Source organism: Lysinibacillus sp. NPDC095746 (genome assembly GCF_044763535.1).
Classification (GTDB): Bacteria; Bacillota; Bacilli; order Bacillales_A; family Planococcaceae; genus Lysinibacillus.
Map to the genome: position 1 here is coordinate 1 of NZ_JBIWGL010000028.1, position 13,444 is coordinate 13,444.

Consider the following 13,444-nt stretch of genomic DNA (forward strand, 5'->3'; position numbering starts at 1 on the left):
TCACACCCGTTCCCATACCGAACACGGAAGTTAAGCTCTTTAGCGCCGATGGTAGTTGGGGGCTTCCCCCTGTGAGAGTAGGACGTCGCTAGGCACAAAGTAGCCACTGAGAAATCAGTGGTTTTTTATTGTTTTAAAAACGCAGTAATAAATCCCTAAAAATGTTAAAATTAAATTAAACAAATAAAGGGGTGTGTTGAGATGGCAACAGGGTTATACCGTGAAAATATTCAAATTGAGAAAGCAAAGCTACAAGCGTTTATTAAAAATAAAGAGCAATGGGCTGTACTAATACCCGGTTATTTACATCATGAATTTCCAAATGAACAAAATATGATTTGGGTGTTTAAAGGGGATTTTGGCATTATCCAAAAAGCTGTAAAGGTTAATCTTAAGGACAAGGAATCGAACCCTAATCAAGTTATGTTTGATTTGGTAGGCTTATCAGACCCGATAAACGGTGATGGTTATATTGAAATTACACAAGATCAAAATGGTACATGTCAACTAATAGGCAATTTAACAATGAAGGCAAGTGGTTTCTTAGCAGGGATGATGAATCCAGTTTTAGAGAAGTTTGTACCACAATTAGTTGAACAGCTTGTACAAGAGATGGCGGTAAAGGCTCGTATGTTGTAGAGAAATTAGAGTTAAGTACATTTTAAAAAGTTTTACTGTTAAACGTAGAATATCATGTAATATAAAAGAAAGTTGCTATTAGGTGCAATGATCCTTTTATGGTTTAACACCAAAAGTTGCGGATGACATTGTTAATACGTGTACAGTTGATATAAGCTGATTGGAGAGAAGATTGGGCGACTTCTCTGATAACATTAATGTCACAGAGAGCGAAGGGGCTTATCGGACGCCCCGAGAAAGCGACCAATCGGAAACTGAAATCACTTTATGATGAGGGCTTTGGGGGAGGAATCATCATGGAACAATGGCTAGGTATTCAAACACTTATTTGGTTATTTCCTATTATGTTTATTCTTCATGATTTTGAAGAGATTATTATGGTTGAAAAGTGGCTAAATAAGAATTCTACTATATTGTACGAAAGATTGCCGGAAAAAATGGCTGATCGAGTTATGAAACAGTTTTCGATGTCGACTGCGCAGTTTGCGGTAGCGGTCATCGTAATATTCATGTTTGTAAGTAGTTCCACTTTTGTAGCAAATCAGTATGTGAATCATGGGCCATATGGAGAAATCTACTTTTTTACTGTTGTTACGCTAACTTACTTTTTACATGCATTCACTCACCTTGCACAGTCTATTTTTCTTCGTTCCATTACACCAGGTGCACGCACATCTTTGATAATTGTTATTCCATACAGTTTAATTTTGTATCATTCGTTATTAGTTAATAAAGTCATAACATGGAATATTATTTTTGTATGTTTACCATTTTGTCTTTTATTGATACCTATTGCCTTACTAGCACATTGGATCGGGAAAAAGGTTATATGAATTTCACTTTATTTATAGCCAATCAGCAAATGTTTTTGTACCGTAAGTGTTATAATTAACTGAGAATATAACGGAAATGAGTGTTTTGTTTTGCAAAAGAAAAGGCCGATTGTAGAAGGGTTAGAGCGCTTTCGACAACAACAAAATATTTCCTTTCATGTCCCAGGTCATAAGCATGGAGAACTCTCCCATCTTCCTCAGCCATTTAAAGATGTAATGCGATATGACGTAACAGAATTATCGGGACTTGATGACTTACATCACCCAGAGGAAATGATATTAGAGGCAGAAAACTTGTTAGCAGATACATATGGCGCGATGAAAAGTTTCTTTTTAGTAGGGGGATCTACAATTGGAAACTTAGCAATGATTTATGCCACATGTAAAAAAGGGGATAAGATTATTGTCCAACGTAATGCACATAAGTCTATATTTCACGCATTAGAGCTTGTTGGAGCAAAACCTGTATTTGTTTCCCCGCTTTGGGATGAACGTACGTTAACTGCAACACATGTTTCTTATAAAGATTTAAAGGATGCAGTTGATAGGTATCCAGAGGCCCGGGCTGTCGTTTTAACATATCCTACTTATTATGGTATGGCATCTAAAGAAATGCAGCAGCAAATTGCGTATTGTCATGGCAAGGGTATTCCTGTTTTAGTGGATGAAGCACATGGAGCCCATTTTAGTGCATGTACTTTATTTCAACCATCAGCATTGACATTTGGTGCAGATATAGTAGTACAGTCTGCACATAAAACATTGCCTGCTATGACTATGGCATCCTTTATGCATGTTAATTCTGATTTAATCGATGTCGACAAAATAAATTACTATTTACGTATGTTACAATCTAGCAGCCCATCCTATCTTCTATTGGCTTCATTAGATGATGCACGCTATTATATACAGACATATATGGAGAGTGACGGTGCATATATAATAGAAAAAAGAGATCAATGGGTAGAGGCATTACAAGCTATTGGCTCTTTGGAAGTTATTGAGGTAGACGACCCTATAAAATTATTGTTACGTGTTAATGGTTATAGCGGTTTTCAATTACAAGAGGCATTAGAAGCAAAGCATGTATATGTAGAACTAGCAGATGCCAATCAAGTGTTGCTTGTGCTACCCTTATTGAAACAGGGACATAGCTATCCATTTGCAGAAATACGTGTTCGTATTAAGGATGCTATAACATTGTTAGTAAGTACACCAAAGGCAGAAATAATAACGGCTTCACAAACAGCCTATAATTTTGTAGCTATTACGGAACCAGCCTACACATTTGATGAAATTGAAAAGGCGGAAAAAGAATGGTTTCCGTATATGCGAACAATAGGACGTATTTCTGCTAGTATGATTATTCCTTATCCACCAGGCATTCCATTGCTTGTTCCGGGAGAAAAAATAACAGTAGCAAAGCTAAGTCAGCTAGAGGAATTACTAGCTTGTGGTGCAACGTTCCAAGGAAATCACCGTTTAGAAGAAAAGATGATTGAGATCATTAAGTAGTTGGAGGCAATAACAGCATGAATTGCAATTTATTTATTACATTTGAAGGTCCAGAGGGTGCCGGAAAAACAACAGTTATTCAAAAAATAGCCGAGCGACTTGCAGAGGAAAATATTGATGTATTAGCAACGAGAGAACCTGGTGGTATTGAAATTGCTGAGAAAATTAGGAGCATTATTTTAAACCCTGAACATACAGCCATGGATGAGCGTACAGAAGCATTATTATACGCAGCAGCGAGAAGTCAGCACTTTTTTGAAAAAGTACGACCTGCGTTGGAGGCTAGTAAAACGGTTATTTGTGATCGATTTATCGATTCTTCATTAGCATATCAAGGATATGCGCGTGGTATTGGCGTTGATGAAGTATTATCTATTAATGAGTTCGCAATCGGTAAGATGTTACCTGATTTGACAATATTATTTGACCTTGCACCAGAGGTTGGCTTGGCACGCATTCATGCTCATGGAGAGCGAGAAGTAAATCGCTTAGATGTTGAAAGTTTAGCTTTTCATAAGAAGGTTCGGGAAGGATATTTACAGTTAGTGGAGCGTTACCCTGAGCGTATACGTGTCGTCAATGCGGATCAAAGTATTGAGCGTGTTGTTGAAGATGTATGGTCATTAATATATGAAGCAATACAGTAAATGCATGAAGTTGTCTACCACAATGTGATATAATGGTAACATCTATAATCATTCAGTAAATGTTTTCTGCGCGAAGCGAAGCGACAATAGCTGAATGCGGATATTGTTCCTATGCAGGAGATATCCAAACACCTACTGAAATAGAGGAACTCGGGCGTATATCATGGAATCGGAAAGGCGTACTTTGTGCAAGTACGAATCCGAACACAATTATGCCTCGGCATAATTGAAAAGGTAATAAAATTTATTTAGTTAAATTTTATCAAAGGGGTGAGTGCGAATGAAGTTAGTCGTAGCTGTAGTGCAAGATCAGGATAGCAGCCGCTTATCGAATGCTTTAACGAAAAATCAGTTTCGTGCAACTAAGTTAGCAAGCACAGGAGGATTTTTACGCTCTGGAAATACGACGTTTCTTATTGGGACGGAAGACTCTCTCATACCCAAAGTTTTAGATATTATTCGTGATAATTGTCGAGCGCGAGAACAAATGGTTGCTCCTGTTTCGCCATTAGGCGGGAATACAGATTCTTATATACCGTATCCTGTCGAGGTAGAGGTAGGAGGAGCGACAGTTTTTGTATTACCAATTGAACAGTTTCATCATTTTTAAATAATGCGACGTTAAAAGAAATACAACACATTATATATATTTGATAGCAAGTGGGGGCGAACAGCTTGAAGATCAATCAAGATATACGTGTCGGGTTAAATACTAATCGTAAAGAGCCGCTGCATAATAATAATCAAAATAACCGATTTGGAGATATGGTCGTCAAGCAAGGAACCAAATTACAGACTGAACAGCTTACACGATTGCTAGGGGATATTTCTACAGCAGGTGATCGTGTTGCAAGATCACGTAATTTACGAGAACTTGCTCGTTTTAAAATGCTTGTTAAACGATTTCTACAAGAAACGGTAGAGCATGGTATGGATTTAAAGCAATCACATACTTGGAATCGTTTTGGTGAAGGAAGACGCTTGAAAATAATCGAAACTATTGATACGCGTCTTGTAGAGCTTGCACAAGATATTTTAGATGAAGAAAAGGAAGCAATTGACCTTCTTGATAAAATCGGTGAGATTAAAGGCTTATTAATTAATTTGTATATGTAAAACCCGTGTCTCGTTCTCTTGTAGGCGCGGGCTTTTTTCAAATCTATTCAGCAGCCAAACTTATTTGTTGAATGACATAAAACCAATCTATATGCTCTAAGATATTTCCAAATTTGAGCAATAGGAAACAATTATGCTATGAGTGTAATGTAGGAAGGAATTTAAATATATGGCCAAGAATGTTGAAGAGCTATTCACACTACAACCAGTTGTAATGAAACAGCTTCAAACGATTTTTGACAAAAATAGATTAGCGCATGCATACATTTTTGATGGCGAAAAAGGGACAGGCAAAGTAGATATTATGCAGTTTTTTGTCAAATTAATGCTATGTGAGCAACCAAAGCAAAATGTTCCATGTGAAACATGTCGAAATTGCCGACGTGTTGATTCGGGTAATCATCCAAATATTCATCAAATTTATCCAGAAGGTCAATTTATTAAAATTGATCAAATACGTGAATTAATTGCAGAAATGAAGATGATGGGTGTGGAAGAGGGACGTAAAATTTATGTACTTCATCATGCAGATCGTCTCAATATTGCATCTGCAAACATGATACTTAAATTTTTAGAGGAACCAGAGGGGGAAGTAACGGCAATTTTGTTAACGGAGCAAATGCAGTCAATTTTACCAACGATTCGTTCTCGCTGCCAGCACATTAAATTCCAAAAAATGCCTCGACACATATTATTAAAGCATTTGCAAGATAACAATATTTCTTATTCGATGGCATCTACAGTGAGCATGATGACGAACGAACTCGAAACAGCTATGATTTTAGCAAATGATGAGCAGTTTGCACATGCTCGAAAAACAGTGTTAAAATTAGTAGAGGCAATTCGCCAAAATGTACATGAGGCAATGCTTGTTGTACATGAGGAATGGCTACCACTGTTTAAAGAAAAAAGCGAGATGGAGCAGGCATTAGATTTACTACTATTTGCTTACCGTGATATAGTGTCAATAAAAGCTAATCCCGAAGCAACTTGTACTTACCCAGACATGTTACAAACATTTAAAGAAGCTGCGCTACATTCGACTTATGAACGTCTATCTAGTCAAATGGAGTCTATTTTACAGGCACGTTCATCTTTACAGCGTAACATGAATAGGACGTTAATGATGGAGCAGTTAATGCTAAATCTGCAGGAGGGATATACATTTGTATAATGTAGTGGGAGTCCGTTTTAAAAAAGCGGGTAAAATATATTACTTTGATCCAGCATCATATCTACTTGAGGACAGCCAATATGTCATTGTAGAAACAGCTCGCGGTGTAGAATATGGTAAAGTAGTTGTCCCCCAAAAGGTTGTTGGGGATAATGATGTTGTATTACCACTTAAACAAGTTCTACGACCAGCGGATGAACGTGATCGTATCCAAGTAGAGGAAAATGCAGCCGAATCAAAGCACGCATTTGAACTAGCAAGCGCAAAAATCATTGAGCATAATTTAGAAATGAAGCTCGTTGATGTTGAATATACATTTGATCGTAATAAAATCATCTTTTATTTTACGGCTGAAGGACGCGTTGATTTCAGAGATCTTGTAAAAGATTTGGCTTCAGTTTTTAGAACACGTATCGAACTTCGTCAAATTGGTGTTCGTGATGAGGCGAAGTTGTTAGGTGGAATTGGCCCTTGTGGCCGAATGCTTTGCTGTTCAACGTTTTTAGGAGATTTTGAGCCGGTTTCTATTAAAATGGCTAAAGATCAAAACTTATCTTTAAATCCATCCAAAATTTCAGGTCTGTGCGGTCGTTTAATGTGCTGCTTGAAATATGAAAATGATGAGTATGAGGAAGCAAAAGAGGGTATGCCAGACGTTGGTGATATGACGATGACACCAGATGGCCGCGGTAAAGTTGTCGGTTTAAATGTATTAGAAAGACTCATTCAAGTATATTTACAAGAGCAGGAGCGCACAGTCGAGTATACATTAGAAGAACTGCTAGCATGCGAAAAAAATCTTATTTAAGATAGAGAATTGGACGAGGTGGCTTGGGTGAAGGACCGTAATTTCTTAGATACCGTTATGGAGTTCGAACAACAGCTCGAAGCAATGCAGGAGCAATTTGGTGCATTGAAACAATTTGTAGCGTTAATGATGGAGGAGCATAAGGCACTCGAAACAGAAAATCATCACCTTCGTACACGTCTAGAAGAGTTACTTTCTAATGAAAACATTGTACAGGCTTCTGATGAGAAGAAAGAGAATCCGTTAGATATTGGCGAAGGTTATGATAATCTAGCACGTTTATACCATGAAGGCTTCCATGTTTGTCATGTTCATTTCGGAAGTTCCCGTAAAGGTGAAGACTGTCTGTTTTGTCTATCATTTTTAAATAAACAAAATGTGTAATAGAAGGCTGATTCCCACTATAGTGGTGTCAGTCTTTTGTTTTGTATAGTAGGAGGAAGAAAAATGGAAAATTGGTTGAAGGGTGATGAACGATTAGACTATTTATTAGCTGAGAATTTGCGTATTATTCAAAGTCCCTCCGTCTTTTCGTTTTCATTGGATGCAGTGCTACTTTCTAAATTTGTCAATGTCCCATATCATAAAGGGAAAATTGTTGATTTGTGCTCAGGCAATGGTGTTATCCCACTTTTTCTAAGCGCCAGAACGAAGGGACATATTACAGGAGTAGAAATTCAACCACGTTTATTTGATATGGCTGAGCGAAGTATCCGTTACAATAAGTTAGAAGAACAAATTCATATGGTCCTTGGTGATGTGAAGGAAATTCCTAAGGAGCTTGGTATTGAAAAATATGATGTTGTAACCTGTAATCCACCATATTTTTTAGCACATGAAGCTAGTGATAAAAATTTAAGTGAGCATTACGCTATTGCACGTCATGAACTATATTTAACGTTAGAGGAAGCAATACAATCAGCAAGCAAATTATTAAAGCAGGGCGGAAAGGCAGCTTTTGTTCATCGTCCAGGTCGGTTACTAGATATTGTTACGGCAATGCGTGCAAATCGTATAGAGCCCAAACGTATGCAACTTATTTACCCGAAAGAAGGCAAAGAAGCCAATACACTATTAATAGAAGGAATTAAAGATGGTAAGCCCGATCTGAAAATATTACCGCCCTTGTATGTTTATAATGCGAATAATGAATATACAGCAGAAGTGAGAGAAATCCTTTATGGAAAAGAGCAATAGCCATTATTTTTATGTGTTAGAGTGTGCCGATCAATCCTTTTACGCTGGCTATACGAATAATGTAGACAGGCGTGTTGATATGCATAATGCTGGTAAGGGAGCAAAATATACGAGAGCGCGAGGTCCAGTGGAATGTATTTATGTAGAGGAATTCGACACAAAACAAGAAGCGATGCGTGCAGAATACGCTTTTAAACAGCTAACACGAAAGCAAAAAATGAAATATATAGGGAGGGATGACGCATGAAATCTCAGAAAAGTACAATGCACGGTCATACAGGTTGTTTATATTTAGTGGCAACGCCTATTGGTAACTTAGAGGATATGAGTGTACGTGCGTTACGTATTTTAAAGGAAGCAGATATTATTGCTGCCGAGGATACACGTAATACAAAGAAGCTATGCAACTACTTTGATATAGAAACACCACTGATCAGCTATCATGAGCATAATTTAGAGGTAGGGGGAGAAAAGCTATTAGCTTTCTTACGTGAAGGAAAAACAGTCGCATTAGTTAGTGATGCTGGTCTACCTTGTATTTCCGATCCTGGTGCAGATATAGTCGAAAAAGCAATCGATCAGGACTTTCCAGTTGTGCCGGTGCCAGGACCTAATGCTGCAATATCAGCATTAATCGCCTCTGGGTTAACACCGCAGCCATTTTTCTTTTATGGATTTTTACATCGAGGAAAAAAGGATCGTCGACAGCAATTAGAGCAACTAAAAAAACGTCAGGAAACTATTTTGTTTTATGAGGCTCCTCATCGTTTAAAGGACACTTTAAAAGATATGGAATCCATTCTTGGTAATCGTCGAATCGTATTAGCTCGGGAGTTAACTAAAAAATTTGAAGAGTTTTTACGTGGTACGTTGGCTGAAGCAGTGGAATGGTCACAAACAGAGGAAATTCGAGGGGAATTTTGTATTGTCCTTGAAGGAAACGAGAATGCCGAGGAAGAAATAAACGAAGAAACCTATTGGATGACAATGTCTGTCGTTGAACATGTCGATTATATTATGAATGATACAGGCATTACATCAAAAGAAGCGATAAAGGAAGTAGCAAAACTACGTCAAGTAGCTAAGCGAGAAGTCTATAACGAATACCATAGTTAATGGAAAGAAAGAGGTTGCCTTAATAGGGCGACCTCTTTTTTGTATATCTATTTAAATGGAGACTCTTCACCAATAGTCTTCGGGATGATAGTTGTTAAAACAATTGCCATGTGAGGCTGGGCTGCTCCGTGGGGGTTAGCAATAGAGGAGCGAAGGCTAAAACCATCACGTCCTGTGATAACCCCTTCGTAACCAACATCGTATTGGAGCGAGCAACACGAGTGAAGTGGCTATCGGACGCCCACAGAAAGCTTTACTTTGCGCGAAAGTGATGCGTCAGTCACAAAAGCGTCAGCAACAACAATAACAAAGCGTCTAGCCAGACGAAAATCAACCCCACATTAGTAGAGAGGAGTCTATAAATCATATAAATTGATAATAATTGTAAAAAATAGTATCCTTATTCATAAAAGGTCTGACATGGACATTATAAGGGGCTCCAAAATTGGGCATATTATAGTTATCTTCTATTAAATGAAGATAACGCCTACCGACCCAATTAAGCAAGGCGAAATTGATAAAAAAACACCTAAATCACAGTGCTTGATTTAGGTGAGTATATCAAATTATTTTTTTAAGTTAGATTGAATTTCTTTCACTAACATTTCTGCGCCTTCAGGGCTTAAAATTAATTTGCCTCCAACTAGACGGAAGTTATCATCAGAAACTTCACCAGTTACAGCACATGTCATGTTTGGCATATATTTTTTTAAGATGATTTTGTCATCATCCACATAGATTTCTAAAGCATCTTTTTCTGCAATACCTAGTGTACGGCGAAGTTCGATTGGAATTACTACACGTCCTAATTCATCGACTTTACGAACGATTCCTGTTGATTTCATAATTAATTTTCCTCCTAATGTTTAAAAAGTTATATTGGTATTTCGTCAAATTTCGACATAATTTCCTTGTCTGATAGTTATCATACCAAGTAATGCCATAAACGTCAATTAATTAATACACTAAGATTATTGTTTTTAAAAAAATTTTTGAGGAGAAAACAGATATTTTGGTTATTTTAAAAGGTTTTTATTATATATTTTAATTTCTAGTAAAAAAGCTTCTCATTTAAGACATTAAATGGATTGATTCTATCATTCGACATTTTTCGCGTCCGGCATCGCTTTTGTGCTTTGGCCTCCGTAATGCAGGTCAGTTAGCCGTTAATGATGCGATCGTTTTAGGCTAACTTCTTATATAAGAGCTCTTTTCCGATTCCGTGACATCCACCGGAGACTTTAACTTCTCTGGAGCGAGTGCTTGGACACTCGCTGAAAGAAGTTGAAACGAATTTCGTACTTAGTTAGAATAGATAGTATACTGTGAAACAATGGAGGCAGTTCTTGTGAGCGAACAAAACAAAACATTCTATATAACAACCCCTATTTATTACCCAAGCGGGAAATTCCATATTGGTACAGCGTATACAACTGTAGCATCAGATACAATTGCACGTTATAAACGTTTACGTGGTTATGATGTACGTTTTTTGACTGGAATGGATGAGCATGGGCAAAAAATTCAAGAAAAAGCTGCAGAAGCGGGTAAACATCCCCAAGAATACGTGAATGAAATTGCAGATGCTGCAAAAAAGCTTTGGTCATTAATGGACATTTCATACGATGACTTTATTCAAACGACGCAAGAGCGTCATACGAAAACTGTCGAAAAGATTTTCCAAAAGTTTTTAGATAATGGTGATATTTATAAAGGTGAGTATGAAGGGTCGTACTGTACACCATGTGAATCATTCTTTACTGAGACACAATTAGTAGATGGTAACTGCCCAGACTGTGGTCGTCCCGTACACAAAGTTAAAGAGGAATCTTACTTCTTTAATATGAAGAAATATGCTGATCGTCTATTAGCTTATTATGAAGAGAACGTTGATTTCATTGAGCCTGAATCTCGAAAAAATGAAATGATTAATAACTTTATTAAACCGGGGTTAGAAGATTTATCTGTTTCAAGAACTTCATTTGATTGGGGCATTAAAGTTCCTGGAGATCCTAAACATGTCATTTATGTATGGGTAGATGCCTTAACTAACTATATCACGTCATTAGGTTATCTTTCAGAAGATGAAGCATTATTCAATAAGTATTGGCCGGCAGATGTACATGTAGTTGGTAAAGATATTGTTCGATTCCATACTATTTATTGGCCAATTTTCCTAATGGCACTAGATTTACCACTTCCGAAAAAAATATTTGCCCATGGTTTTATCATGATGAAAGACGGTAAAATGTCTAAATCAAAGGGCAATGTTATTTATCCTGAGATGTTAATAGAACGTTATGGGTTAGATGCGACACGATATTTCCTATTACGTGAGTTACCATTCGGATCTGATGGTGTATTTTCACCAGAATCTTTTGTTGAACGTACAAACTTCGACTTAGCAAATGATTTAGGTAATTTATTGAATCGTACTATTTCAATGATAAATAAATATTTCGATGGCATGATTCCAACTGAAAGTCTTCAGTCGACAGAATTTGATGCGGCTTTAAAAGAACAAGCTGAATCGGTACGTATTAAATATGAAGAAAGTATGGAAAAAATGCAGTTTAGTGTCGTATTAGCAGATGTATGGACACTTGTTTCAAGAACGAATAAATATATAGATGAAACTCAACCGTGGGTGCTAGCAAAAGAGGAATCAGATAAGCCGAAATTAGGAGCTGTTATGCGAAATTTGGCGGAGAGTTTACACCAAATTGCTGTCATGCTACAACCATTTATGACATCTACCCCTAAACGAATTATTGAACAATTAGGTTTGGATGACAAATTCTTAGCATGGGAAACAATTGAAACATTCGGCAATACTATTCCAGCAAACATTAAAGTGGTAGAAAAAGGTATTCCGATTTTCCCTCGTTTAGAGAGTGAAGTTGAAATTGCGTATATTCGTGAAGAAATGCGAGGCTCGGTGAAAACTCCGCAAGTAGAAGAAACAAAAAATGAGCAAAAAGCAGCTGAAGTTCCAGAAATTCCTGAAATTACTATTGATGATTTTATGAAAGTTGATTTACGAGTAGCTACTGTAACAGCGTGTGAAACGATTCCGAAGGCAGATAAATTATTAAAGCTTCAAGTGGATCTTGGATATGAGCAACGACAAGTAGTTTCAGGTATTGCAAAGTTTTATTCTCCAGAAGAATTGATTGGTCAAAAAGTGATTGTAGTCTCTAACTTAAAGCCGGTTAAATTACGCGGTGAATTATCACAAGGAATGATTTTAGCTGGAGAAAAAGATGGGATTTTAAAATTAGCATCGGTTGATCCGAAACTAGAAAACGGCGCAAAAGTAAAGTAATAAATTTTAGGAAGGCCTGCTGAATGTAAAAAGTTCAGTAGGCTTTTAAAATCCGTTTCGAAAAGGAGTAGTTTATTATCTTGAAATAATTTATGCATACTATTCATTGCGTTTTTTTAGGTATATAGTAATGGATGGGGTGTCTGAGGTTGTGAGTAATGTTATAATACAAAATTGTTTGTAACAAAATTGTAACACTGCCGAAAAATATGAAATAATAATTTTTAATAAAATCTATGTTAGGAGAATGACGATGTTCATTGATACACATGTACACTTAAATGCAGATCAGTATGAAGAAGACTTACAAGAGGTTATAGATAGAGCTCTTGCAGCCAAAGTAGAAACAATGGTTGTTGTTGGTTTCGACCGCAAAACTATTGAAAAAACAATGCAACTGGTTGAACAGTATGATTTTGTTTATGGTGTCATTGGTTGGCACCCTGTTGACGCCATTGATTGTACAGAAGAGGATTTAAAATGGATTGAGGAATTGGCAGCACATCCGAAAATAGTAGGTATTGGTGAAACTGGATTGGACTACTATTGGGATAAATCCCCGAAAGATGTTCAACAAGCGCTTTTCCGCAAGCAAATTCATTTAGCGCAAAAGCTGAATTTACCAATTATTATTCATAACAGGGATGCTACTGGAGATGTTGTACAAATTTTACGTGAAGAAAACGCAGCTTCCGTGGGAGGCGTTATGCATTGTTATAGTGGCAGCGTGGAAACCGCACAAGCATGTATTGCTATGAATTTTATGATTAGTCTTGGTGGGCCGGTGACATTTAAAAATGCACGAATGCCGAAAGAAGTGGCGACAGAAATACCTTTAGAACATTTAATGATTGAAACTGATGCACCGTATTTAGCACCTCACCCATACCGAGGAAAACGTAATGAGCCAGCTTTAGTGCCATTAGTTGCAGAAGAAATTGCCCGTTTAAAAGGATTAACAATTGGGGAAATTGCACAAGCAACGACAGCCAATGCGAAAAAATTTTTTAGGATTGACAATTAACTAGCTGAGATGCCTCCAATACTGGGTTTGTGGTTGGCTAAAAAGGTAAT

15 protein-coding genes and 1 rRNA gene are annotated in these 13,444 nt (G+C 37.1%); 15 read left to right on the plus strand and 1 reads right to left on the minus strand.

What is annotated here, in order from left to right; translation table 11 throughout:
- From rrf to rsmI, 13 genes are all read left to right on the plus strand, one after another.
- Nucleotides 1-94, plus strand: a 5S ribosomal RNA gene (gene rrf / locus ACIQ7N_RS18365); the annotation flags it as partial.
- A gap of 107 nt (nt 95-201) precedes the next feature.
- On the plus strand, nt 202-639 hold the full coding sequence (locus tag ACIQ7N_RS18370) for an SRPBCC domain-containing protein (protein ID WP_402934750.1): 438 nt from the start codon (nt 202-204) through the stop codon (nt 637-639).
- A 296-nt stretch (nt 640-935) separates the two neighbouring features.
- A complete protein-coding gene (locus ACIQ7N_RS18375) occupies nt 936-1,472 on the plus strand; it encodes an HXXEE domain-containing protein (protein ID WP_402934753.1) in 537 nt (178 codons plus the stop codon).
- Between the two features lie 90 nt (nt 1,473-1,562).
- The gene (locus tag ACIQ7N_RS18380; RefSeq protein WP_402934756.1) at nt 1,563-2,987 is read left to right on the plus strand and encodes an aminotransferase class I/II-fold pyridoxal phosphate-dependent enzyme; all 1,425 of its coding nucleotides are present in this window, start codon (nt 1,563-1,565) and stop codon (nt 2,985-2,987) included.
- 17 nt (nt 2,988-3,004) lie between these two features.
- A complete protein-coding gene (gene tmk, locus ACIQ7N_RS18385; protein ID WP_132364273.1) occupies nt 3,005-3,634 on the plus strand; it encodes a dTMP kinase in 630 nt (209 codons plus the stop codon).
- Between the two features lie 280 nt (nt 3,635-3,914).
- Nucleotides 3,915-4,244: a cyclic-di-AMP receptor gene (locus tag ACIQ7N_RS18390; RefSeq protein ID WP_049667342.1), complete on the plus strand. Its 330-nt coding sequence runs from the start codon at nt 3,915-3,917 to the stop codon at nt 4,242-4,244.
- Nucleotides 4,245-4,309: 65 nt separating this feature from the next.
- Complete coding sequence (locus tag ACIQ7N_RS18395; RefSeq protein ID WP_132364275.1) at nt 4,310-4,750, plus strand: YaaR family protein; 441 nt, start codon at nt 4,310-4,312, stop codon at nt 4,748-4,750.
- A 169-nt stretch (nt 4,751-4,919) separates the two neighbouring features.
- A complete protein-coding gene (gene holB / locus ACIQ7N_RS18400; protein ID WP_132364278.1) occupies nt 4,920-5,924 on the plus strand; it encodes a DNA polymerase III subunit delta' in 1,005 nt (334 codons plus the stop codon).
- Nucleotides 5,917-6,732 (plus strand): PSP1 domain-containing protein, encoded by an 816-nt coding sequence (locus ACIQ7N_RS18405; protein ID WP_132364280.1) that lies wholly within the window; start codon nt 5,917-5,919, stop codon nt 6,730-6,732. The genes holB and ACIQ7N_RS18405 overlap by 8 nt, the downstream gene beginning before the upstream one ends.
- Nucleotides 6,733-6,759: 27 nt before the next feature.
- Nucleotides 6,760-7,116 (plus strand): DNA replication initiation control protein YabA, encoded by a 357-nt coding sequence (gene yabA / locus ACIQ7N_RS18410; RefSeq protein WP_132364283.1) that lies wholly within the window; start codon nt 6,760-6,762, stop codon nt 7,114-7,116.
- A 63-nt stretch (nt 7,117-7,179) separates the two neighbouring features.
- Nucleotides 7,180-7,929, plus strand: a complete 750-nt coding sequence (locus ACIQ7N_RS18415) for a tRNA1(Val) (adenine(37)-N6)-methyltransferase (protein WP_402934761.1) — start codon at nt 7,180-7,182, stop codon at nt 7,927-7,929.
- On the plus strand, nt 7,913-8,176 hold the full coding sequence (locus tag ACIQ7N_RS18420) for a GIY-YIG nuclease family protein (protein ID WP_132364287.1): 264 nt from the start codon (nt 7,913-7,915) through the stop codon (nt 8,174-8,176). The genes ACIQ7N_RS18415 and ACIQ7N_RS18420 overlap by 17 nt, the downstream gene beginning before the upstream one ends.
- Nucleotides 8,173-9,045 carry a 16S rRNA (cytidine(1402)-2'-O)-methyltransferase gene (gene rsmI / locus ACIQ7N_RS18425; RefSeq protein WP_402934764.1) on the plus strand — a complete coding sequence of 291 codons (873 nt, stop codon included), beginning with the start codon at nt 8,173-8,175 and terminating at the stop codon, nt 9,043-9,045. Before ACIQ7N_RS18420 ends, rsmI begins: the two co-directional genes overlap by 4 nt.
- 566 nt (nt 9,046-9,611) lie before the next feature.
- Here the strand turns inward: rsmI and ACIQ7N_RS18430 are convergent.
- Nucleotides 9,612-9,890, minus strand: a complete 279-nt coding sequence (locus ACIQ7N_RS18430) for a transition state genes transcriptional regulator AbrB (RefSeq protein WP_004229214.1) — start codon at nt 9,888-9,890, stop codon at nt 9,612-9,614.
- A gap of 503 nt (nt 9,891-10,393) precedes the next feature.
- Here ACIQ7N_RS18430 and metG point away from each other — a divergent pair.
- Nucleotides 10,394-12,370: a methionine--tRNA ligase gene (metG, locus tag ACIQ7N_RS18435; protein WP_402934767.1), complete on the plus strand. Its 1,977-nt coding sequence runs from the start codon at nt 10,394-10,396 to the stop codon at nt 12,368-12,370.
- Between the two features lie 253 nt (nt 12,371-12,623).
- Nucleotides 12,624-13,394 (plus strand): TatD family hydrolase, encoded by a 771-nt coding sequence (locus tag ACIQ7N_RS18440; RefSeq protein ID WP_402934770.1) that lies wholly within the window; start codon nt 12,624-12,626, stop codon nt 13,392-13,394.
- Nucleotides 13,395-13,444: the final 50 nt, after the last annotated feature.

Bases quoted from the DNA above. Each gene is read 5' to 3' on its own strand.
- ACIQ7N_RS18370 (WP_402934750.1), top strand. From the start codon at position 202: ATGGCAACAGGGTTATACCGTGAAAATATTCAAATTGAGAAAGCAAAG.
- ACIQ7N_RS18375 (WP_402934753.1), top strand. From the start codon at position 936: ATGGAACAATGGCTAGGTATTCAAACACTTATTTGGTTATTTCCTATT.
- tmk (WP_132364273.1), top strand. From the start codon at position 3,005: ATGAATTGCAATTTATTTATTACATTTGAAGGTCCAGAGGGTGCCGGA.
- ACIQ7N_RS18390 (WP_049667342.1), top strand. From the start codon at position 3,915: ATGAAGTTAGTCGTAGCTGTAGTGCAAGATCAGGATAGCAGCCGCTTA.
- holB (WP_132364278.1), top strand. From the start codon at position 4,920: ATGGCCAAGAATGTTGAAGAGCTATTCACACTACAACCAGTTGTAATG.
- ACIQ7N_RS18415 (WP_402934761.1), top strand. From the start codon at position 7,180: ATGGAAAATTGGTTGAAGGGTGATGAACGATTAGACTATTTATTAGCT.
- ACIQ7N_RS18420 (WP_132364287.1), top strand. From the start codon at position 7,913: ATGGAAAAGAGCAATAGCCATTATTTTTATGTGTTAGAGTGTGCCGAT.
- rsmI (WP_402934764.1), top strand. From the start codon at position 8,173: ATGAAATCTCAGAAAAGTACAATGCACGGTCATACAGGTTGTTTATAT.
- ACIQ7N_RS18430 (WP_004229214.1), bottom strand. From the start codon at position 9,890: ATGAAATCAACAGGAATCGTTCGTAAAGTCGATGAATTAGGACGTGTA.
- ACIQ7N_RS18440 (WP_402934770.1), top strand. From the start codon at position 12,624: ATGTTCATTGATACACATGTACACTTAAATGCAGATCAGTATGAAGAA.